Annotated in this window: 18 protein-coding genes; 6 read left to right on the forward strand and 12 right to left on the reverse strand. The window is 57.8% G+C overall.

Annotated features, from left to right (window positions below):
- Window positions 1–212 precede the first annotated feature (212 nt).
- The 4 genes from ACFPFG_RS21205 to motA all read right to left on the reverse strand — a co-directional run bounded on the left by ACFPFG_RS21205 (window position 213) and on the right by motA (window position 3,271).
- Complete coding sequence (locus ACFPFG_RS21205) at window positions 213–827, reverse strand: protein phosphatase CheZ (RefSeq protein WP_183020807.1); 615 nt, start codon at window positions 825–827, stop codon at window positions 213–215.
- A gap of 10 nt (window positions 828–837) precedes the next feature.
- Window positions 838–1,224: a chemotaxis response regulator CheY gene (cheY, locus tag ACFPFG_RS21210; RefSeq protein ID WP_012202534.1), complete on the reverse strand. Its 387-nt coding sequence runs from the start codon at window positions 1,222–1,224 to the stop codon at window positions 838–840.
- 124 nt (window positions 1,225–1,348) lie between these two features.
- On the reverse strand, window positions 1,349–2,386 hold the full coding sequence (motB, locus tag ACFPFG_RS21215; protein ID WP_183020808.1) for a flagellar motor protein MotB: 1,038 nt from the start codon (window positions 2,384–2,386) through the stop codon (window positions 1,349–1,351).
- Between the two features lie 24 nt (window positions 2,387–2,410).
- A complete protein-coding gene (gene motA, locus ACFPFG_RS21220) occupies window positions 2,411–3,271 on the reverse strand; it encodes a flagellar motor stator protein MotA (RefSeq protein ID WP_183020809.1) in 861 nt (286 codons plus the stop codon).
- 428 nt (window positions 3,272–3,699) lie between these two features.
- Between motA and ACFPFG_RS21225 the strand changes: the two genes are divergently transcribed.
- Together ACFPFG_RS21225 and ACFPFG_RS21230 are read left to right on the forward strand one after the other, a co-directional pair.
- The gene (locus ACFPFG_RS21225) at window positions 3,700–5,277 is read left to right on the forward strand and encodes an O-linked N-acetylglucosamine transferase, SPINDLY family protein (RefSeq protein ID WP_380108156.1); all 1,578 of its coding nucleotides are present in this window, start codon (window positions 3,700–3,702) and stop codon (window positions 5,275–5,277) included.
- Window positions 5,274–6,443 (forward strand): DegT/DnrJ/EryC1/StrS family aminotransferase, encoded by a 1,170-nt coding sequence (locus tag ACFPFG_RS21230; protein ID WP_183020811.1) that lies wholly within the window; start codon window positions 5,274–5,276, stop codon window positions 6,441–6,443. The genes ACFPFG_RS21225 and ACFPFG_RS21230 overlap by 4 nt, the downstream gene beginning before the upstream one ends.
- Here ACFPFG_RS21230 and ACFPFG_RS21235 read toward each other — a convergent pair.
- The 8 genes from ACFPFG_RS21235 to ACFPFG_RS21270 all read right to left on the reverse strand — a co-directional run bounded on the left by ACFPFG_RS21235 (window position 6,440) and on the right by ACFPFG_RS21270 (window position 13,962).
- The gene (locus tag ACFPFG_RS21235) at window positions 6,440–7,693 is read right to left on the reverse strand and encodes a hypothetical protein (protein ID WP_197954725.1); all 1,254 of its coding nucleotides are present in this window, start codon (window positions 7,691–7,693) and stop codon (window positions 6,440–6,442) included. The two genes, ACFPFG_RS21230 and ACFPFG_RS21235, sit on opposite strands and share 4 nt — an antisense overlap.
- A gap of 11 nt (window positions 7,694–7,704) precedes the next feature.
- Window positions 7,705–8,403 carry a purine-nucleoside phosphorylase gene (locus tag ACFPFG_RS21240; protein WP_380108158.1) on the reverse strand — a complete coding sequence of 233 codons (699 nt, stop codon included), beginning with the start codon at window positions 8,401–8,403 and terminating at the stop codon, window positions 7,705–7,707.
- Window positions 8,387–9,619: a glycosyltransferase family protein gene (locus tag ACFPFG_RS21245; protein ID WP_183020814.1), complete on the reverse strand. Its 1,233-nt coding sequence runs from the start codon at window positions 9,617–9,619 to the stop codon at window positions 8,387–8,389. Before ACFPFG_RS21245 ends, ACFPFG_RS21240 begins: the two co-directional genes overlap by 17 nt.
- Before the next feature lie 93 nt (window positions 9,620–9,712).
- Complete coding sequence (locus ACFPFG_RS21250) at window positions 9,713–10,867, reverse strand: aromatic ring-hydroxylating oxygenase subunit alpha (protein WP_197954729.1); 1,155 nt, start codon at window positions 10,865–10,867, stop codon at window positions 9,713–9,715.
- A 389-nt stretch (window positions 10,868–11,256) separates the two neighbouring features.
- Complete coding sequence (locus ACFPFG_RS21255; RefSeq protein WP_232245704.1) at window positions 11,257–11,913, reverse strand: NeuD/PglB/VioB family sugar acetyltransferase; 657 nt, start codon at window positions 11,911–11,913, stop codon at window positions 11,257–11,259.
- An 8-nt stretch (window positions 11,914–11,921) separates the two neighbouring features.
- Window positions 11,922–12,692 carry an SDR family NAD(P)-dependent oxidoreductase gene (locus ACFPFG_RS21260; RefSeq protein ID WP_312377121.1) on the reverse strand — a complete coding sequence of 257 codons (771 nt, stop codon included), beginning with the start codon at window positions 12,690–12,692 and terminating at the stop codon, window positions 11,922–11,924.
- A 2-nt stretch (window positions 12,693–12,694) separates the two neighbouring features.
- The gene (locus ACFPFG_RS21265; protein ID WP_374622014.1) at window positions 12,695–13,669 is read right to left on the reverse strand and encodes a ketoacyl-ACP synthase III; all 975 of its coding nucleotides are present in this window, start codon (window positions 13,667–13,669) and stop codon (window positions 12,695–12,697) included.
- 68 nt (window positions 13,670–13,737) lie between these two features.
- Entirely contained in the window at window positions 13,738–13,962 is a 225-nt protein-coding gene (locus ACFPFG_RS21270; RefSeq protein ID WP_183020818.1) for an acyl carrier protein, read from the reverse strand.
- Window positions 13,963–14,453: 491 nt separating this feature from the next.
- Here ACFPFG_RS21270 and ACFPFG_RS21275 point away from each other — a divergent pair, with 491 nt between their 5' ends.
- The 4 genes from ACFPFG_RS21275 to ACFPFG_RS21290 all read left to right on the forward strand — a co-directional run bounded on the left by ACFPFG_RS21275 (window position 14,454) and on the right by ACFPFG_RS21290 (window position 21,570).
- A complete protein-coding gene (locus ACFPFG_RS21275) occupies window positions 14,454–16,298 on the forward strand; it encodes an FkbM family methyltransferase (protein ID WP_380108161.1) in 1,845 nt (614 codons plus the stop codon).
- Window positions 16,295–17,521 (forward strand): hypothetical protein, encoded by a 1,227-nt coding sequence (locus tag ACFPFG_RS21280; RefSeq protein ID WP_380108163.1) that lies wholly within the window; start codon window positions 16,295–16,297, stop codon window positions 17,519–17,521. Before ACFPFG_RS21275 ends, ACFPFG_RS21280 begins: the two co-directional genes overlap by 4 nt.
- Window positions 17,522–17,671: 150 nt before the next feature.
- Complete coding sequence (locus tag ACFPFG_RS21285) at window positions 17,672–20,473, forward strand: O-linked N-acetylglucosamine transferase family protein (RefSeq protein ID WP_183020821.1); 2,802 nt, start codon at window positions 17,672–17,674, stop codon at window positions 20,471–20,473.
- Between the two features lie 272 nt (window positions 20,474–20,745).
- A complete protein-coding gene (locus ACFPFG_RS21290) occupies window positions 20,746–21,570 on the forward strand; it encodes a flagellin domain-containing protein (protein WP_183020822.1) in 825 nt (274 codons plus the stop codon).
- The last annotated feature ends 393 nt before the right edge of the window (window positions 21,571–21,963 follow it).

The following is a 21,963-nucleotide window of genomic DNA, read 5'->3' on the forward strand; positions in this document are numbered from 1 at the left end:
ACGGAAGGATTTGCGTCATTGTCGGAACAAGCCAGGCAGGCGAAGCCCCGATAAGCGGGGCTCAAGCGGCGCTTATGTGCTGTCTGCACAAGGGGAGGAGCGGCAGCCGCATGGTGCAAGGGCGCCGCGAAGATGGCAGTCAGCCCCTTGCGCCCAAGCGAAAGAGGCTTCCCTGCAATGAGAGGGGAGGCGCCGGGCGCCCCCCGGGGTGATCAGAATCCCAGGCTGGCCAGGAGATCGTCCACCTGGGACTGCGAAGTCACCACGTCGGGCGTCTTCTCGGGATCGACCACGGGGCCGGCGAGGTGCTCCTTGGGTTTTTCCAGGGGCTCCAGCGCCGTCTGCTGCGGGTTGGGCGAGGTCTGGATGAGCAACTGCACCAGCTGGTCCTCCAGATCGGCGGCCAGCGAGACCACGCGGGCGATGACCTGGCCCGTGAGATCGTGGAAGTCCTGGGACATCATGATCTCGGTGAGGTGCTCGTCGGCCTGCTGCGTGCCCTGCTCGACTTCCTCCAGGAAGTTCATCACCCGGCCCTTGGCCACGGCCGCCACGGGGTCCTCGACCATCTGTGCCCTCATGGCGCGCACGCGCTCGGCCAGCCGGTCCTGCTGGCTCTTGGCCAGCTCGACACGGTTGAGGACCTTCTCCGCGGCCTCTCCGGTCAGCCGCGCAATGTAGGAAAGGCGGCTTTGCGCATCCGGCAGCTCTCCCATGCTGCCGCGCAATCGGTCCGCATAGCCCAACTCGTTGAGCGAGTCATGCAGCTGGCGCGTGAGAACGCCTACCTTGTAGTGGACGCTGTCGGGGACATCCGGGTTGCTCATGGCGCGTGCCCTACAGGCCCAGCTTTTTGAGGATCAGGTTGACTTTCTCTTCCAGCGTGGCCTTGGTGAAGGGCTTGACGATGTAGCCTGCCGCGCCGCCCTGGGCCGCTGCCACGATGTCCTCCTTGCGTGCCTCGGCCGTCACCATCAGCACGGGAAGGTGCTTGAGTTTGTCGTCCTGCTTGATTTCGGTGAGCAGCTGGAAGCCGTTCATGTTGGGCATGTTGATGTCCGTCACCACGAAATCGAACTTGCTGTTGCGCAGCTTGTGCAGTGCCACGACGCCGTCTTCGGCTTCATCGGCTTCGGGAAAGCCGCTCTCCTTGAGCAGATTGCGCACGATGCGCCGCATGGTGGAGAAGTCGTCAACGATCAAAAAACGCAGGGCATTAGCCACGTGAGGCCCTTTCGGTCGGTAGGTGCTCGGTACTGGTAAGAATCCGCCGCGATGGTAACAATATGAAACCTTCTTGGCGTAATGTGGGAATTTTCCTGCTTTTCGGCAGCATCGGGCGCAAACCTTAATTTGTTACACGATCAGGTGACGCGGGCGCCGAGGGGGCGGCTGCGGGCGCGGTGGCGGCGGGCTGCGCAGCGGTCTCGCCGGCCGTGGGTTCGGCCGTGGCTGCATTCGCGGTGCCGCCATTGCCGCCGGCCAATGACGGCGGCAAAGCGTTGCGTGTCACGGGCCCACGGTGGCCCAGCAGGCGCTTTTCGGCCTCCTGCGTGAGCACGGTAATGGTGATGCGCCGGTTCTGGGGTGCGCGCGGATCGTCGGGCAGCAGCAGATCGCTGCTGGCCAGGCCCGTGATGCGTGCCAGCTGGTTCAGCGGCATGCCGGCGGCCACCAGCTCGCGGCGCGAGGCGTTGGCCCGGTCGGATGACAGCTCCCAGTTGCTGTAGCCGCGGTCGGCATTGCCGTAGGGGGCGGCATCGGTGTGGCCGGACAGGCTGATGCGGTTTTCCGCGCCCGCCAGGGCTGCGCCCACTTCGCGCAGGATGTCGCGCATATACGGTTTGACCAGGGCGCTGCCGCTGTCGAACATGGGGCGGTTTTGCTCGTCCACGATCTGGATCTGCAGGCCGTCAGGCGTGACGTCGGTGCGGATCTGCGAGCGGAATTCGTTGAGGCGCGCATTGCTGGTGATCATGGCGTCCACCTTGGCCTTGAGCGCCTTGATGCGGTTGGAATCCACCTGGGCCTGATCGGCGCGGCCCGCATCGACGCTGGTACGCCGGTTGGAGCTGTCCGCCGCCTCCGAGCGCCGCACCTGGCCGTGCACCTTGGCCAGGTCGTTGCCGCCGCCGGGAATCACGCTGGAGCTGTTGCCCGCGCCATCCCCGCCGGCCATCGCCACCTTCAGCGGCGAGGAAAAATACGCCGCAATGCCCTGCAGCTCGCCCTTGGCCGTGGAGCCCAGCAGCCACATCAGCAGGAAGAAGGCCATCATCGCGGTCACGAAGTCGGCGTAGGCGATCTTCCAGGCGCCGCCGTGGGGCGCATGCGCAGTCTTCTTGACGCGCTTGATGATGATCGGCTGTAGCTTTTTCTCTGCCATGGCTTGACGCTGCTGGACGCAGGATTACTTCTTGCCCTTGACGTGGGTTTCCAGTTCCAGGAACCCGGGACGTTCGGTGGAGAACAGCACCTTGCGGCCGAACTCGATGGCCGTGGCGGGGTTGTAGCCCTGCATGCTTGCCAGCAAGGTGGTCTTGATGCACTCCAGTTCCTTGGCGGCATCCTGGGCGCGCTGCTCCACCAAGCCGGCCATGGGCTCCACCAGCGCATAGGCCAGCAAAATGCCCAGGAAGGTACCGACCAGGGCCGAGGCGATCATGCCGCCCAGCACGGAAGGCGGCTGGCCCACCGAGCCCATGGTGTTCACCACACCCAGCACGGCCGCAATAATCCCGAAGGCGGGCAGGGCGCCGGCCAGGCGGGTCAACGCATTGACCGGGGCATGCGCTTCGGCGTGATGCGCCTCGATCTCGCTGTCCATCAGCGACTCGATCTCGTGGGAGTTGAGGTTGCCCGACACCATCATGCGCAGGTAGTCGGTCAGGAACTCCACCACATGGTGGTCGGCCAGCAGCTCGGGGTACTTGGTGAAGATGGGCGACTCGTTGGGAGACTCCACATCGCTTTCGATGGACATCAGGCCCTCCTTGCGGGCCTTTTGCAGAATCTCGTACAGCAGGGCCATCAGCTCCATGAAGCGGGCCTTGGTGTAGCGCGAACTCTTCATCACGCCGGGGATGGCCTTGGCCGTGGCCTTGAGCACCTTGGGCTGGTTGCACACGATGAAGGCGCCGATGGCGCCACCGCCGATGGTCACCATCTCGAAGGGCAGGGCCTTGAGAATGACCTGGACGTTGCCCCCGTGCAGCACATAGGTGCCGAAGATGCAACCGAAGGCGACGATGTATCCGATGATGACAAGCATGGGAGTGGATTCTGTCAGAGGTGTCCCGATGGAAAAGTCGGAACTGGCTTGGAAATGCGCGCTTGTTTTGACACTGGGCCGTGGCGGGGTGGCGGCCATCGACGAATCCATGGCTTGTCAAGCTATCGGCCACGGATATCGATACTTGAGAGTCCCGACGCCCGGGCATACAGGCTACGCCATGCCTTGAAAGTCGGAAAAGGCCCGTGAAGCAGTCCCTGCTTGTGTCTTGCGAGGGGTGTGCTTAATGGTGGATTGAATGCGGCCCGTGCGAGGATAGTAGGCACAGCTTTATCCTTTGTGTCATAGCGCGCGCAAGCTGTACGACTTGCTGCCTGCCTCGTTCCACCGCCATGCCATCTTCAATCCTCGCCACCCCCACACCGCGGCTTTCCGACCTCGACAGCGAACTGGCCAACATCCGGGCAATGATTGATCGCGCCCAGTTCCTCGAAGCCCTCTCGGGCCTGGCGAGGTTGCTGGCAACAGGGGAGCGCAACTCCAAGGTCTGGCTGCATGTCGGTTTCGTCTATGTGCGCATGAACATCTGGCCTCAGGCCATCGAAGCGCTGCAGGCCGCTCTGGAGATTGAGCCTCGCATGCCTGATGCGCAGCGCCTGCTGGCGTTGGCCATGTTCAACACAGGCCGCAAGAAGCAAGCCTGTGGTCTGATCGATGATGCCTGCCGCCATGCCAAGCATGTCAACCAGCATTGGATGACGCGTGCCTACATCCACGCTCACACCAGCAGCGATCCGCTGAAGTCACTGGAAGTGGCGTGCGACTGGGGGCGGCGCTTTGCCGACCCGCTGACACGCGATGCCAGGCCCCTGCCGCCGCGTGACCGCAATCCGCGCAAGAAGCTCAAGGTCGGCTATGTGACGGCGGACTTTCGCCAGCACTCGGTAGCCTTTTTCATGCAACCCGTGCTGACCCACCACAATCCGGAAAACGTCGAGATTCACGTCTATTCCAGCGGCCGCCCCGACCAGATGACTGAGAAGCTGCGTGCCCTGGTACCGCATTGGCACGATGCGGTCGATCAATCCGACGACCAGCTCTACGAACAGATCCGCGCGGACGGCATCGACGTGCTGGTGGACCTGTCGGGATTCACCATGGGCCAGCGCCTGGCGGTCTTCGCGCGCCGTGCGGCGCCCGTACAGGTGACCTGGCTGGGCTATATGCACACGCTGGGGATGAAGGCGATGGACTACCGGCTGGTCGATGCAGGCATCGCACCGGCCGGTCATGCGCCCTATTACTCGGAAAGCCTGTTCCAGCTTGCCTGCATGGCCAGCTATGCCCCTCCGGAGTATTCGCCGCTGTGCGAAGAGCCGCCGATGGTTCGCAACGGCTATCCCACGCTGATTTCCCTGAACAACTCAGCCAAGCTGACAGACGAGATGCTGGCAGTCTGGGCGCGCATTCTTCAGGAGCGCCAGGACGCGCGTCTGATCATCATGGTCAAGGAGCAAGACCCGGATGCGGCGCAGGCCCACATGCAGCCGCGCGTGGAGGCGGCAGGCATGCCGCTGGACCGGGTCTCGGTCATGCACGAGCAGCCGCTGGACCGCTTCATGGAGCTGGGCCACATCGCCGACGTGGCGCTGGATACATCGCCGGTCTCGGGGGGGACGACGACGCTGCATGCACTATGGATGGGGCTGCCTATCGTGGCACTGGACGCGGAGAGGGCCGTGGATGCGTCTACTGCACGCGCACTGCAGGGCCTGGGGTTCGGGGAGGATGTGGCTTGCAGCATAGACGGCTATACCCGGACCGCGCTGCGGCTCATGGATGACGTGGATCGCCTCCGGCACTACCGGCTGACTGCGCGCCCCAGTCTGGAGCGCAGCGTGCTCATGGACTATCCAGCCCGTACACAGGAGTTGGAAAAGTCATTTCGCATCATGTGGCTCAACTGGTTGCGCGGCAGCAGGCACACGCTCGCGGTCACTGCTGACCTCGAGGCCCTGCTGGTGGATGCGGACGCGCTCGCATGAGCGGAGACATCACAGGTTCCGACTGGGTGCCGCTGCTGGTGCCCGATATGCCATCCCCGCAAGTGCTGATGCCTTGGCTGGAGCGAATGCATGCGGCTCGGCACTATTCGAACTTTGGTCCGCTTGTGCGTGAATTGGAGGCAGAGTTTGCGCAGCTCTTTGCCATTCCTGTGGATGAACTGACCACTGTGACCAATGCGACGCTTGGCTTGGAGCTGGTGCTGTCGGCACTGGATATGCCTCGTGGCTCCCGCGTACTCCTGCCGGCATTCACCTTTGTGGCGACTGCCACCGCCGTGGTGCGAGCAGGTCACATACCAGTGCTGGCGGATGTGGATTCGAATACCTGGATGCTCACGCCCGAGATCGCCAGAGCAGCCTGTACGGAGACGCATATCGATGCAGTACTGCCTGTTGCGACTTTTGGCATGCCCCATGATATGCAGGCATGGCAACTGTTTGAGCAGGAGACGGGGCTGCCTGTGGTCGTTGATGCGGCTGCGGCATATGGCAGCCAGTGGTTGCAGGGTGCGCAGGGGACACTGGTTTTCAGCATGCATGCCACCAAGAGTTTACCGGCAGGTGAGGGAGGACTGGTTGTATCCACCCGACCTGGCCTGGCTGCCCGCGTGCGCCAGCTGTCAAACTTCGGGATCAACCTGGATCCAGCCTCGGGCCTGCCGGTGGGCGCTTTGGCCAGCGTAGGATCTAACGCCAAACTCAGCGAATATCATGCAGCTATTTGTCTTGCATCGCTGCAGATATGGAAAGACCATGCATATCAACGACGATTGCTTCAGTCAGAGCTTGTCAATGCACTGGATGAGGCCTGTGATCAGCGATTGACATGGCAGATGCCTGGGGTGGCAGGCGGGCTGCAAGCCCCTTCGTTATTGTGCGTCCGCTTGCCAAGCGAGAGATTCCGGGTCGCGCTTGAGCGTTGCTGCAATCAAGACAGGATCATGGTCCGGCGCTGGTACCAGCCGTTGTTGCAAGATATGCCTGCATTAATGTCGTCTGTCATTACGCTGAATACGGACTGCGCTCGCTCATTGGCGCGGACTTTGCTGGGGCTGCCATTTTTCCTGGGCATGAACCTCAATCAGAAGGAGCTGATAAGGCATGCTGCTCGACGGGCATGGATAGAATGCTCGGGAGAGTGTTAGCCTGCTTTTCTGGCATAGTATTCGGCCATGCTGGTGTTTCTCTTGATTATTTCAAGAACCCTATGGTTTGTATGGCCTGAGTTGTTGACCAGATTGTCCCACCAATCCTTGTCGGGATTGATGTTGCTATCAAATTCCATGCCAAAGAGTGGGGTGTATTTCAGGGAATATGTAGTCAGCTCTGGTTCCAGGGGAACCAATTTTTCTCTCATGAATTGAAGGTGGTCTTCAATTGTTGAGTGAGGCAGGCCAATCTTCTTGGCATAGTTGGACCATACATAATTCTCGTTCGTTGATCGCGCAAGCTCCGAAAAATGCATCTCTGGTGAAAATGAGAGGCTGGGATCGTTGTCCTGACGCTGGTCCTCATCAATGCTCCACAGCATGGCCATCTCATCGGCTCTCGCTATCATGAATGCTTCCGATATTTGAAATGGTATGTTTCGCATGGTCCACCCCATGTGAAAACCAATTCTGCCGGGATGGTAGTTTCCATGATGGCCGAATGTGTTTTGGATGTATTTTCTTACATTGCCAATCGCAACATTGCCGCTTCTCAGCCTGACGGAGTATTTTATGCCTTTTCTTTGTATATTCTCAGCACCTGCCCTGGCAGTACGGATCATGTAGTTTCGTCGAAGAGGGCCCGGGAACTCGGGCAGAGGGACCTCGATGATCTCATCGACCCATCTTGCGCACCTGCTTAGTGCTTCTGGCGACTGTCCAGCATCCGTGGCGAAGCAATGGTAGTCATTGGGGTAGTGGTATCTCTGGTATGCAAGTGCAAGCTCTGTAAATGGGAATATAGGGCCTTGAGTAAAGAATCCTATTTCGGAAAAGTGTTCCTTTCTGGGGGGAACCAGATGAATGTTTTTCTGAAGTAGCAAGAGCTCATCGACAATATCATTGCTTTGCATCCCATATTCTATTGCGGGGATTGAGCGGAATTTTCCGAGATTCCCGATCTGATGTGTTACTTCAACAAAGGATGCAGAAAATATTAAGATGAGAATATTTTCAGGATCCTCGTTTTCTTTTAGAAATTCAGGGGACTTCACTTCCAGATCATGAATGATCTTCCCTTGATTTTCTGAGGTTGGGCAAATCGTATATTCTGCAGTTATCCCCGCTAGTGGATAGAGGTCTCTGAAGAGCTGTCCTGCTCCCCAGGCGACAATTTTTATGTTGTCTGCATCGATGTTCGGATATCTGATGGCTATTCTTGATAGCCCGCCATGAAGTATTGCCATTTTAGGTGATTTTAAACAGGGAACAGCGCATCAAGAACTATTTGCACGGATTGCCTTGATAGCTTGACGCGTGACTGCGTACTCATTTTCTCTTCATTGTTGAAATTATCGGCGACTATATTGACGGTGAGCGCGTGGCGTTTTCGAATCATGGCCAGCAAATAGAGGTAATAGGTTTCCATGTCGACGCCAAGTATATTTGCATCTCTATATATATGCCACCAATCCGGTTGGATATTGTAAAAATTGTCGGAGGCGAAAAAAGATCCTGCGTGAATGCGATAGGGGTAGTTGGAGGCTGCGAGCATAAACTTGTTCAGCAATTCATGACTGCAGCAGGGAGAGATATGGCAGCCATTGATGCCAAGATGGCTATCGCTGGATGCACTCATGGGTACTATCAGGTCGCCGATTGAAATTTCTGGCTGAAAGCTTCCGCAAGTGCCTATGCGGATGATTTGCTTTACGCCGTAAATATCAAATAGCTCGGTTGCATATATGCCAAGGCTGGGTTGCCCCATTCCAGATGCCTGGGTTGATATCCGATGACCCTTGTAGTGCCCAGTGAATCCCAGGCAATTTCTTATGCCATTGACCTGTTTCGGGTTCTCGAAAAAATTCTGAGCGATGTATGCAGCGCGTAAAGGATCTCCAGGCATGAGAACCGTTTCTGCATAGTCCCCGGGATTGGCTTCATTGTGAGGCGTCATGAATCATCTCTTTGACCATTTTGTACTTCGATTTGTTTACGTGGTTGGCTACACTGAAGCCATTAAGGCTGCTGAGCAGATTTTCGAATTTTGCAAGGATATTGAAATCCGCTTGCAACAGTTCAATTTCGATCAGCTTGATCGTTTTGTTGCGTACAGTGAAGCTGTACAGCACGAGAACGGCCTCATTTGATGTAAAGATGTGGCAGTTCTTTTGTATCTTGAAATCGAAGTGAGATGCAACGAGATTGAGGAAGGTCAGTACCGACTGCGTTTTTGTTCCCTGGGCCAGCTGGACGACCAGCTCAAAGCGATTCAAGGAGTTTGGATTGGAGTCCTTGATCGTTATATCAGAAGGAAAAGTTGCACCTGGTGGTTGCTCTCGATATCTGATGAATTCTATTTTCTCATTGGTTGGTGAGAAATAGTAGTCTGCGGAATTGACGTGTTCGTACGTGAATTCCTTGTTTTTTGAGAATATCTCAATAAAGGAACCCTCATCCACATCGTTGGCTATGTATTTCTTTTCTATTTCGCAGTCTGTGGAAATACTCGTCTTGGAGAGATATTTGTTGTAATTTTCCCAGGTTCCGATGTCGATATAGTTGTTCTCATGTGTTCGACTGAAGCCGTAGATATTTATGATCTCCCCAATTTCCTGGGTTTTCTTGAAGATATCGTCTTCATGAAACTGCCTCAGATTTCTTCCGTCAAATTTTATGACGCCCCAGAAGCGGTCCGAATTATTGTCGGTTTTCGGTGATTTGACTTCAAATCTCGTTCCGCATAATGTCAGACGATCTACCTTGGTTCCGTCGGAGGTCGTGAACAGCCCCGCGCATATTCCAGGGTGACCCAGCATCTCCATATAGGGATTGCCATCGAAGATGCTGTCTGGCAAGCCAAATAGGCACTGATCGTTATCTTGCGGTCGAACATTGATGTAAAAATCTCTCAGGATTTGTGCAAATCCAAGTTCTTTTTGTTCTATGTGGAGAAATTTCTGGTCATCTGAATAGAATGAAGTGACATCCTGTTTGAAGTTTTTCCCATGTATGAAAACGATCTTTTCCGCTCCGGCAAACAGCATTTTCTGCACGAGATGGTTGGATACAGGATTGTAGAATCCATAGTTCTTTTGCGGAAGCATCTCTTTGGAGTAGGGTAAGCCTAGTCGGCTTCCTTGGCCACCTATTGGAATAAGACCGTAGATCATGGCTTGAGGGTAGGATTGATTTTCGAGGGAAATTTATATCAATATGAGATGTTGGAGATTTTGATTTCGCATATCGACATGGTGATTTTTGATCTAGTTATTTTCAGTATGGCTGTATTTGGTGGGCTCTCTGGTCATAAGGGATTGATAGGATTTTTGAAAATGAGCCACACGGTCTTCTATTCCCTGGCCAAGAACTGCATACTGGGTTGCTTGCTCGACGCCTTTCTGTATTTTCCCACAGATATCGCCATCCTCTATAAATACCTTCCGGGTAAAAGAATGACCATCGGCGTGGATGCGCTCCATCATCTTGCATCCTACCTCGGTTGCATTGGTGAAATGGACGCCCAGAGTGCGTGAGTGCACATGCGTACGATTGGTGGAAATAGGGTCGAAGCGCTGTATATGGAAGCTGTAGCCCATGAACGATGTGACGGTGAGGTTGGGGAAGATCAAATGATGTGTGTAATGCTCGAAGCGCCATGGCCACTGCCCTATCTTTTTGCCCATGCGGGCGAAGCGGGTCACCCAGTCGGAATTCGCCGAATGCTCCAGGTGGCTATGCAAAGGATCATCCAGAAAAAAGGTGGGAGCCTGCTCTTCACGACTCATGCCATCTATCTGTCCGAAAGTACGGTTGTGTACTGCAGGGATATGATAGCCCTCCAGTGAATTCTCAATAACTATTTTCCAGTTGGCCGCCACATCCTCTTGAAATTCATCCAGTACACCATTCATGCCTAAACTCGCATGCTCAAGAAAATCGTATTGATTTCCCAGGTATTCCTGCAAAGATGGGCCCTGAGGGGAGAGTCGTACGAAGATGAATTGGCCCACGGCCGCGCAGGGGAACTCTTTTAGGCGAAACTTTTCAGGGTCGGCCATCACCATGGGAAATGCTTTTTTTTGCGGAATACCAGTGGGGATGCCTTGGCGATCAAATACCCAGCTATGGTAGGGGCAACGCACGGGGCCTTTGTGCAGACCCGGTTCACATAGCTTGGCGTGGCGATGGCTGCAGACATTGAGGAAAGCGCGTGGATTGCCTTGTGCGTCGCGCTGCAGGAGCAGTTCGGTCTCCCCCAGGCGCACTCCGTAATGCATTTTTTCCTGTAATTCCAGCATTAATCCGGCAAATAACCAGACATGGGGGAAAAGATGGAGTAATTCCTGGGTGCGCTGCTCGGGAGACCAGTAAGCCCGTGGATGTATGCGGTAAGAAAGAGATTCAGTGGAGGTATTCATGCGGGACTTTCCAAAAGAAACCTGCCTGTGAAATATATTGCGTACAGGATGGCACCGAAGATGTAGCAATTATTCTGATGCAGACAGAGATGTGTTCGTGGGAAAGTATCAAAGAACTGTGCAATGTCAAGAAAAACTGCATTGCAATGATCTATTGGGGGTGGGTTCCAGTAGTCTGGATGAATCGCATGATGTTGACGCTACACACGCTTTTCTACCGGGCGTCATGAAAATTCTTGATCCGCCCAGGCATCATGGCATGAGAAATGCATTTGACGTGGACTTTCTTCTGGCTGAAAAATGTGCCTGCGCAATGGGCATGAAATGTTGTCGGTTTCTGGAAATTACTGGAGACTGGCCTGCTTTGAGCATGATTCAGTATGTTCAATTCAACGGAAGGAGAATCGTCGCGCCGGATTGCCAAGCACGGTAATGCCTGCGGGTATCTTTCCAATGACAACGCTGCCAGGGCCAACCGTGACTCCATCACCAATAACGGCTCTGCTGGTGATGACGCTGTTGGGATGAATGGTGACGAAATCACCAATGCGGGCACCTCCGGCGATCGTGCAATGACTGTTGATTTGGCACCAACTGCCTATTTGAGCATCATGGCCTATGACGGTGTATTCTTGGATGTGAGAGAATTCTCCGATCTGCACATCGACCGAAATTCCTACGTGCGGCGTAATGATGCAGCCATGTCGTAAATGGGCGTGACGATTGATGTGGGCGCGAGGATGTACGACGGTGGCAAAATCTGCATTGTGGACATTGCGCAGTGCTTCCGTGTATTTGAAGCGTTGATGCGGATCACCCAGTGCCGCCAGAAAAACGTCGTTGGACGCCGGTGTGTAATTCAATGGACTATCGATGATGGGCACGTCACGTGGTGTCGCGTCGAGTGCATGGGAACGACTGTCCAGAAACCCTTTGACTTTGAAAAGTGGGTTGTCATCCTCGATGTAACTCAGAACTTCACGTCCGAAACCGCCTGCCCCAACAATTAGAAGTGAACGGCGCATGTCAGCAGGTTGCATATCCATGAGGAAAATCAGCTGATGGTCAGGCCGCCATCCATGACCAAGGTGGTTCCAGTGATCCATCGGCTGGCATCGGAGAGCATGAAGATCGCGGCGTTCGCCACGTCCTCTGGTTTTCCGAAGCCGAGCGGATGATTGGCTTCTTGCTTGGCCATAGAGTCCGAGCCTGCCGTCTGCATGGCGAGGTCGAAGAGAGGGGTCGCCACCAGCGAAGGTGACAGGCAGTTGGATCGAATTTTTCTTTTCGCCACTTCCATTGCCAGGCAGCGCGTGGCCGCTATCAAGGCGGCTTTGCTGCCTGAATAGGCTCCCACACCAGGTACACCAATATGGGCAGCAATGGATGATATGAAAAGAATGGATCCAGCTGGTGCAATCAGGTTGCGGCGAAGAATACCCTGTGTCAACAAAAGAGGGGCTTCGACGTTGATTGACTGCACCTCTCTCAAGTGCGCAAGTGTCATTTGACGGAAGGGTGACAGGCGAGAAATACCTGCAGCATGGACAACTCCGTTCAAAGGGGTTGTCAATGCCTTAAAGACTGTCTCCACACCTTCCTCTTGGGTCAGGTCGGCGCTGATGGTGCGATGGTCTGAGGCCGAGATGGCCCGCAGGCTGGCCAGCGTCTCATCCAGGCGCGCCGTATCCCGTCCAAGCGCCGTGATGGTGGCTCCCATGTGCGCTGCAGAAAGCGCGATGGATTGCCCTATTCCCGAGCTGGCTCCGGTGACAAGGATATGCTTACCGTCCAGCGAAAAGGGGTTGGTGATTGGTGAGCTCATATTCATGCCTCCAGCATGGAAGGAAAGCAAGCGCCGTCAATATCGACAATGCAAGTCCCCCAGGACAAGCCGATTCCGAAGCCACTTAACAGGACTTTGTGATGTTTCCGGGGCAGGACCTCATGCAGGCAATGGGTCATTGTCACAGGCAGGGTTGCACCGCTGGTGTTGCCATAGTTTGCAAGCGTGCTGGGGACTTTTTCAACGGGCAGCGCGAGTTTTTTCCGTATGGTCTCGTTGATCATTCGGTTTGCCTGGTGAAAAACAAAATAGTCGATCTCATCTTTTTCCAGGCCAGCATATTCCAAGGTGTTGACTACCGCAGGTGGTATGCGCTGTGTCGAAAAGCTCAGGACAGCAGGACCATCCAGAACGAGATCGGTAGGCAGCTGGAGCTTTCCATCGTCGGTGCGCTGGGGTATGCAGTGATAGGCTGCAAAAGGCTCGCGATGCCCGCCTACCGGCTTCATGATCGCCTTATAGCCGCTGCCGTCGCTGTTGAGATCGAAGTACATCGGGCTGGCATCCGGGTCAAACTCCAAGGCCGTAGCCGTACCAGCATCGGAGAAGAGAGGGTCGTTGATATTGGCAGACTTGTCCCCGACCAACAAAAGTCCTTTTTTTACGCCACCCGCGGCGATCATGCTTCCCAGCAGATGCAAGCCGAATGGATAGCCAGAGCAGCCGAGGTTCACATCGAACGCGATCGCAGTCTGAGGCAGGCCCAGCCGATCCTGAAGGATGATGGCGGTGGAGGGAATCAGGTAGTCAGGAGACTGTGTAACGACAATCAGGGCATCGATCTCATCGCGATTCCACTGCAGCTCGTCAAGCAGCTTCTCCGTCGCCGTGGCTGCCAGGTCAGAGAAGCATTGCCACTGTGGGCATATACGACGTGTCTGAATTCCGATGTTGCGGACCAGTCGTTCGCGCTCGGAGCGCTGCGCGGGAGGGCAATCGAGAAGATTGTCGAGCACATTCCTGGGCACGCAACTGGCGACTCCCGCAAGACGGACATTATGTAACGTGGATCGCGCCATGGTGATCAGCCCAACAGTTTGTGGAGGTCGCTGATGGTCGTGCAGTTCTTGAGATCGTCGCCGGTGATGGTCTTGCCGAACTCGACGTCGAACATGACGATTACGCCCAGGGCGGCCAGTGAATCCCACTCGGGCAGGCTCCTGAGTTCGGTCTCGGGCGTGACTTCCACGGCCTCCTGGAAGTCCACGGCGGTCTGAAAGCTTTCGATGAATTGGTCAATGTTGGGCACGAGTACGATTCCTGAGTGTGGTTACACGCTTGGGCAAGCAGTAGATTCTTGAAGAGCAGTTTGCCTTGTGCATGCTCTATGAAGGCACGGAGCCTGATGAATTTTCGCAGAGGCACTGGGGTCGTGAACGATGAAACTGACTGCGAAAGTCGCGTCAGTTCCCCTGCTGCTTGTGCGGGTGTCCCCGTCTGTGTCAGTCCTTGCAGCGCTGGAGGTGCACGGATATCGCACCCCGCTCGGCGTGGGCTTTTGGGAGGTGGTGGGGAGGTGGTGGGTGTTTCTCCTGCTTATCCGGCATTTGCCGCGTTCGGTTTGGTCGCAGGATCAAGGCATTTGTACGCTGTGCTTGCTCAAGCCCGAGGCGATGGTGGAGCGTTTCGCAGGATCCTCTGGTGCTACACGTTGGTGGAGGACAGCCGAACAGGCCCCTGTCCAGGTGCGTTTGCGCTGTGAAAAACGAAGACGGGATGATTTAAAAAATGAGATGCTGCGTGGTGATTCCGGTCGGCCCCGGGCACGAAAAGCTGGCCTTGCGTGCCAAGGCTTCCGTGCAACAGGCCGTGGGACACGGCATGGGCGCGTTCGATGTCGTGGAGGTCCTTTGCCAGGATGACTCCGGCGGGCTGGGGCGGTCCCGGGCCCGCAACCTGGCTGTCGGGCAGGCCGGGCGCATGGCGGCGGACTGGATCTTCTTTCTCGATGCAGATGACCTGATGCACCCGCAAGCCTTTGAGGCGGTCGCCGGATTCTTGCCGGGCCATGATGCGGTGTGGGGCGAGATCCATGAATCAAGTCCTGATGGACAGCATACGCTGCGCAGGCCGGACCAGATTGCTCCGATATCGGATATCGAGCAAATACTGAAGAACGATCCCTTCCTCACCCTGCAAATGGGGCACTTTGTCCGGACAGCGGTTGCCATGGAAAATCCATTCGATGAAGAAATGGATTGCGGCGAGGACTTCAAGTACTACCTGCAGATCTGGGGCCGCCATTGCTGCACGAAGATCGGGCAGCCGCTGTTCTTCAATGTGCGCGGACAAAGTTCCACGGGCCCGCGTTCCGCATCGAGTGAGGATTGGCGTCTTGCCGTGAATCAGGTCTTCACGCAGTTCTGCCTGGACAATGAGGTGCTGGTGGATGTGCCGCTGGCGGGGCGAGTGGCCAAGTTCCAGCTCAGCAATCCCCTGGATCACATTCAGAACTATCTGGCCCATGAGATATTCTTCGAGACCAAGGAGTTGATCGAGACGCTCTATCTCCTTCCTATGAATCCCCGCGTGATCGACGTGGGGAGCAATATAGGCAACCATGCGCTGTTCTGGAGCTGCATTGCGGATGCGGCCATGGTGCACTGCTTCGAGCCCGTGCAAAGCACGGCCATGCAGTTGCAGCGCAACTTCGAGATCAATGGCATCGATCCTTCCCGTTATCTGGTGGACACCACGGCCATCGGAAGCGCCCCGGGGCGGGCGCAGCTGGAGCATTTCGATCTGTCCAATCAGGGTGCGAGCCGGATCAGGGAGCAGGGCCAGGGGGATATCGAAATCAACAGCCTGGACGCTCTTTTGCCGGATGCGCAGGTTGACTTGCTGAAGATCGATGTGGAGGGGATGGAGCTCGATGTGCTCGCGGGTGCCCGCAAGCTGATCGAACGCGATCGCCCGATGATCATGGTCGAGGTGGCGAATCGGCTCAAGGGACGCTTTTTTGCCTGGACAGGGCAAAGCGGCTACCGCATCCACCGAGTCTTCGAGATGGTGAACGCCAGCAACTATCTGCTGTCTCCTCTTGAGCTGCGTCCGGGGTTTCATGAGCACGGCACCGTGGCCTGCCGGCAGGTCGCTGCAAAGTTGGCGTTTGCTCCTGCGCAGGAGCCTTGTGGCTGGTCCGTGGCGGAGTTCGTTGGTAACCGCTTTGCGGCTCGGCAGGTAGCCGAGTTGCAATGGGTCGATGCAGCGGGATGGCAGTTCGTCGAAGTGGGAACGCAGCGGGTATTGCATCAGGCCGCACATTGGCGCGATGCGCTTGCCGTTGCTGGCGATGCCCACATCGTGCTGCCCGTGCAGTCCCTGGGCCGATTGAATCAGGCGCAGCTCGGCCAACTGCTGGCACAGCTGCCCCAGGCTGCTTTCAGCATCGTGGGCATCATGGATGCGCGCTGGAACCATGTTCGCCAGGATGGCTGCATCTATCGTGATCTGGCGGGGTATGTCCGTGAGGCCAATGCCTGCGGATTCAAGCTGCTGGACTATCAGAACATTCCCAATAAAGAGGCTTTTGAGCTGGACTACCAGCTTGGTAATGAAATCACCATCCTGGATTTTGCAAAATGACGATGCTGGCGGAAAGTTTTGATCATCTCTTGAAAATTGCCGGAACGCAGAGCTTTGACAGGGTCGTGGAGCAGCATATAGCTTTGATTGCACAGCATCCCGAAGTGCCGAAGATCTATCATGCTCTCGCCATGTACTGCGCACGATTCAGGAGGTTCGATATCGCCGAGATGGCCTTGAAATCGACGCTGGAGCTGGATCCGGACCATGCTGCAAGTCTGTTTTACATGGGAAGGATTCTTGACGAGCAGATGAATTTCGAGCAAAGCACCCAGTTCTATCAGAAATCTGTGGACCATGGCGGCGGACGAAAGTCCGCCTTCCATCTGTCACTGGCTCAGCTGTCATCGGGTGATCTGGAAAAGGGATCCAGCAACTATGTCAACAGGCTGGACGAGGAGGCTGTGCACACCTTTGGACGCCTGGCTGAGTGGAGTGGGGAGGACAGCGGGAAGAGGGTGTTGATATGGGCGGAGCAAGGTCTTGGGGATGAGATCATGTTTTCCCGGTTCTTCGGGCTCCTGAAGACCTACGGCTGCGACTTCTGTATCGAATGCGATAGGCGCCTGCTGGCGCTCTATGAAAGAAATTTCCCCAGCTTGCGGTTTATTCCAAGGGGCACTGCAAAGGATGCGCTGAAGCATTTCGATGCCCAACTGCCCCTGGGTGGGTTGCTCCGTCTTTTCCACGCCCAGGTCAACGAGCCGCAGTTGCGCTCCCAGGTCATGGAGCCTGTGCTCTGCGAGCAGGCCGCCTGGGCCCGGCAGAAGGGGCGCAAGTATGTGGGCATCAGCTGGCTGAGCATGAATGAGGAAAGCGGGCCGCAGCGCTCCATTGCCATGGACAGCCTGCTTGCCGCGTTCGACGCCGAGCGCCATGGCCTGGTCAACCTGCAGTACCTGGCACCCGCGCAGGACATCGAGATCATCAGAAAGGCAGGGTTCGAGCTGATCGACCCGGTGGACTGCTTTTCGGACATGGCGGGCATGTCCGCCCTGATCGCCCAGTGCGATGGCGTGCTGACCATCGACAACACCGCCCTGCACCTGGCGGGGGCCATGGGGGTGGAGACCCATGCGCTGATTCCTTGCCTTCCCAACTGGCGCTGGAGGATCCGGGGCGGCGAGACCCCTTGGTATCCCCGGGTCCATCTTCTCCAGCAAAAGCAGCCGTTCAGCTGGGACCATGAGATCGGTTGGCTGAGAAAGCATTTTTCCACCTGAGCAGGGGCCGGCATGGCCGTGGGCGGATGGTGCGAACAGCAGGGCGTCGGCGGCGCTCATCCGCGCTCTGCATCCAGGCTTTTCGGGGCACGATACCGCCATTTGCACGGGGCAGGAGCCTGCCTGTGCTTGACCACATTCTGAAATCCGATGACCGATGCCAACCATTTGCAGCAGGCGCTGAAGCTGCATGACCAGTGGAAATTCGAAGCCGCCCGGCAGGCCTACGCCCAGGCCCTGAGGCAGGAGCCGGCAGACCATCAGGCGCTGTATGGCATGGGGCTGCTGCTGGGCCAGCACATGCTGCGAAGCAGCGAGGCATTGCCGTTCCTGGAGGCGGCGATCGGGGAGCAGCCCCGGGCTTTCTCCTACTGGCGCACCTACATCAACATGCTGATCCGCGAGGGGCTGGTCGACATGGCACGCTCGCTGATCGAGCTGGCGCGGACCAGGGGCATGCAGCAGATCGCGCTGGAACAGCTGGAAAAGGACATCGCGCTGACCCAGGGCCTGGAGGCCGTCGAGTTCCTGGAGGCGCAGGCTGCAAGCCTGGATGTGCCGCCAGCCTCTGCCGCGCTCCGGCCTGAAGCGCAGCCTGTACCGGCGCAACTGCTGAAGTCGTTGACACGGTTGCTGCAGGCCCGCGACTTCCATCAGGCAGACGAGCTGCTTGCCAAGGCACTGCGAGCCCATGGCCGCAGCCCGCTGCTGTGGCAGGCCAAGATCAACATGGAACTCGAACGCGGGGCGCATGCCGCCGCACTGGAGGCCGCCGACCGGGCCATCGCCCAGTTGCCCGAGGATGCGGACATGTTCATGCTGGCCGGCGAGATCCATCTGGAGCGCAAGGCACCCGTGCAGGCCGAGCCCGCGCTGCGACGGGCTGTCGCGCTGCGGCCCGATTCCTGCAAGGCCCATGAGCTCCTCGGCCATGCCCTGCTGGCCCAGGGCCGGGTCGAGGAGTCCTACCCACGGTTGGTCCAGGCCATGCTGCTGGCCCCTGACTCCGATACCCAGGCCATGATGCAGATGCATCTGGTCAACGCGCTGTATGCAGGCAAGCAGACCCAGCTGTGCGGCCAGTTCCTGGCCATGCTGCCGCAGCAAGCGCTGAATGCGAAGATGTATCTGGCCTGTGGCGACTGGATGCGCAAGCTGGGCTGGAATCTGCAGGCAGAGATGGCCTACCGCCAGGCGCTGCAGTTGGAGCCCGACATGTTCCTTGCCCTGGTGGGACTGAGCCTGGCCCTGGCCGGCGATGGCGCCAGGCTGGCCGAGCGCGAAACGGTGCTGCAGCGTGCCCTGGCGTTGTGCGGCAATGAAGCCGAGCGCATGCTCGCGCGCTCCGACCTGGCCTATGTGCTGTACGCCCAGGAGCGTTGGGACCAGGCGCTGGAAGTGCTTGAAACCATGCTGCAGGAGACCCCCGACAATCCGCGCGGCCATCGTCTGCGCTGCCTGGTCCTGCTGGAGCGACTGGATTTGGCGGGGCTGGCCGCGGCTCTGGAGAACTCTTTGCGGCATCTTCCCGGCGATCACGACCTGATGTACATACAGGCCTTGTACTGGGGCCGGCGTGGCGATGTCGGGCAGGCGATGGCCAGCTATGACGAGATGCTGCTCAAGCATCCGAACAGCATGGGAGGGCACAGTGCACGCCTGTTGACGCAATTGCATTCTCCCCATGCGAGTGCGGCGCAGGTGGGGCAATCTTGCCGCGCTTTCGGCCAACTGATGCGGCGCCTGCATGGCAGCCGCATCCCTCCAGAGCACCAAAACGAGAGAGATCCCGGAAAAGTGCTGCGCATCGGACTCGTGTCCGCGGATCTGCGGGGCCACGCCGCGGCCAAGTTCTTCCTGCCGACCATGCGCGAGCTCGCAAAACGCAAGGATCTGGAGTGCATCGCGTATTGCAACAACGATCTCTACGACGAGGTCACCCGGGAGTTCATGGAGCTGCTCCCGCAATGGCGCGGTGTCCAGGACATGCCTGACGATGCGCTGGCAAAAATGGTGCACGACGATGGCATCGACATTCTGATCGACCTCAGCGGCCATACCAAGGGGCACCGGCTCGAAGTCTTCGCACGCCGGCCCGCGCCTGTGCAACTGACCTGGATCGGCAATCCGGGGGGAACGGGCCTGGACACCATGGACTACATCATTCTCAGCGACCAGCTCCTGGATGGGCAGGCCATCAGGGAGCAACTGACCGAAAATATTCTGCGCGTGCCGCTGGCCTACGTGTTCGACGGCGGCATCCATGCCGAGCCGGTGGCGCCATTGCCCGCATTGCGCAATGGCCATCTGACGTTCGGGTCGTTCAATCGGCTCGTCAAGGTCAATCGGGAAGTGGTGCAGGTCTGGGGGCTGGTGCTTGAATCCTTGCCGACGGCGAAACTGGTGATTGGTGCCTGCGAACCCTCGGGACCTCCGCCCCATCTGCTTGAGTGGCTGCAAGACGCCGGCATCGATCTGCAGCGCGTGCGATTCGCCGCGCGCACGGATTTCGACGGCTATCTGAAGGCCCACCATGACATCGACATCTGCCTGGACACCTTCCCCTTCACCGGAGGCGTGGTCACCAACCATGCGCTGTGGATGGGGGTTCCCACCCTGACGCTGATGGGTGAGCTGCTGTGTGGACGCCAGTCCGCAGAAGTCATGGCCCGTGTCGGCCTGGCGGACGATTTCGCGGCCAGGGATGTCGATGGCCTGCTTCGGCTGGCGGCATATTGGTCGGACAATCTGCCGAGGCTGGCGCAGGTGCGCGGGGCATTGCGTGAAGCCTTGGGGCCACTGGAGTTGCGCCAGGCCGATATCGTGGCCCAGTCCGTGGCCCTGGGCCTGCGCCGGGCGTGGGAGCGTTGGTGCCATGGCCAGGAGGCCGCCGACCTGCGGGTGAGCTACGACGATCTGCAGATGGATCCATTGCCCTCTCTCGGGCTCTGATCTGCCGGTCTGGCGGCAGGCCGGCAGCGATTCATGGATCCATGCTGCGGTGCAGCAGCGACCGTGGTCGGTAGTGGCAGAAAAAATCCAAAAAAAACCTCAAGTCCTCCCGGGACCCGTCGAAAACCCACTCAGCAGATGGAACAAAACATCTTGAGTTCCGCCAAAAGGCTAAGCCCCAGGCGGTTTTGATTGGGCCGGTGTCGCCAGCATCACGTCGAAGTGTGATGGCCGCCCGGGTTTCATACGGATTTCACTGAGGAGTTGCCGCCATGGCCATGACCATCAACACCAACATGCAATCGCTCAATGCCCAGCGCAATCTGAGCACCACCCAGGGCCTGCTGTCCACCACCATGCAGCGCCTGTCTTCCGGCCTGCGTGTGAACAGCGCCAAGGACGATGCAGCCGGCCTGGCCATCGCCGAGCGCATGAACGCCCAGGTCAAGGGCATGAACGTGGCGGCGCGCAATGCCAACGACGGCATCTCGCTGGCCCAGACGGCTGAAGGCGCCCTGGGCAAGGTCACCGAAAACCTGCAGCGCATGCGTGAACTGGCCGTGCAATCGGCCAACGGCACCAACGGCTCCAAGGACCGCACGGCCCTGGACAAGGAGTTCAAGGCGCTGGCCGCAGAAATCGGTCGCATCACCGACAACACGGAATTCAACGGCAAGAAGCTGCTCAATGCCGCGGCAACCTTCACCTTCCAGGTGGGTGCGAACACGGCTGCTGACAACCAGATCGCGGTGGTCGCATCGGCTCCGACGCTGACGGGCCTGAATGCTTCCACGGCCACCCTGGGTGTCGATGAAGCCGCCGCCCGTACACAGATGGCCGCCATCGACACGGCCCTGGACAACGTCAACGGCATCCGTGCCGACTACGGCGCGGCGCAAAACCGCTTCGAAGCCACGATCGCCAACCTGCAGGTGGCATCGGAGAACACCGCCGCAGCCCGTGGCCGCATCATGGATGCCGACTTCGCCGGTGAAACCTCGAACCTGAGCCGTGCCCAGATCCTGCAACAGGCCGGCACCGCCATGGTGGCCCAGGCCAACCAGCTGCCCCAGGGCGTGCTGGCTCTGCTGCGCTGATCGCAGTACCCCTGCGTCCGCCGGCAGGAGGTTGAACCGTATTGCAGTGGCGGCTGCTATTGCCTCCTTCTGGCCAAGGCAGCGTGTGCGAGCACGCTGCCTTTTCTCATTGGCAGCCCGCAAGAAACCTTGGGTTCGCATGTCATCGGATCCGCGTCCTGTCGCATCGCCATTGCAGCGTCGGCCCACTGGGTTTCAGGTCGGGCGAGATACATGCAAACGCATAAAAAGGTCTCAAGTCGTATCAGGCTGCGCCGAAAACCCAGTCAGCAGATGGATGAAACATCCTGAGCCCCTCCAGCAGCTCTTGCGATATCTGGAATGATGCAAGCCGCTGATGGTAGGTTGATAGGGTTGACGCCGCCCGTCTCGCAAAATGCGGGACGCCGGTTG

Origin of the sequence: Delftia deserti, from assembly GCF_042653485.1 — a bacterium.
In the GTDB taxonomy this organism is placed as follows: domain Bacteria; phylum Pseudomonadota; class Gammaproteobacteria; order Burkholderiales; family Burkholderiaceae_C; genus Comamonas; species Comamonas acidovorans.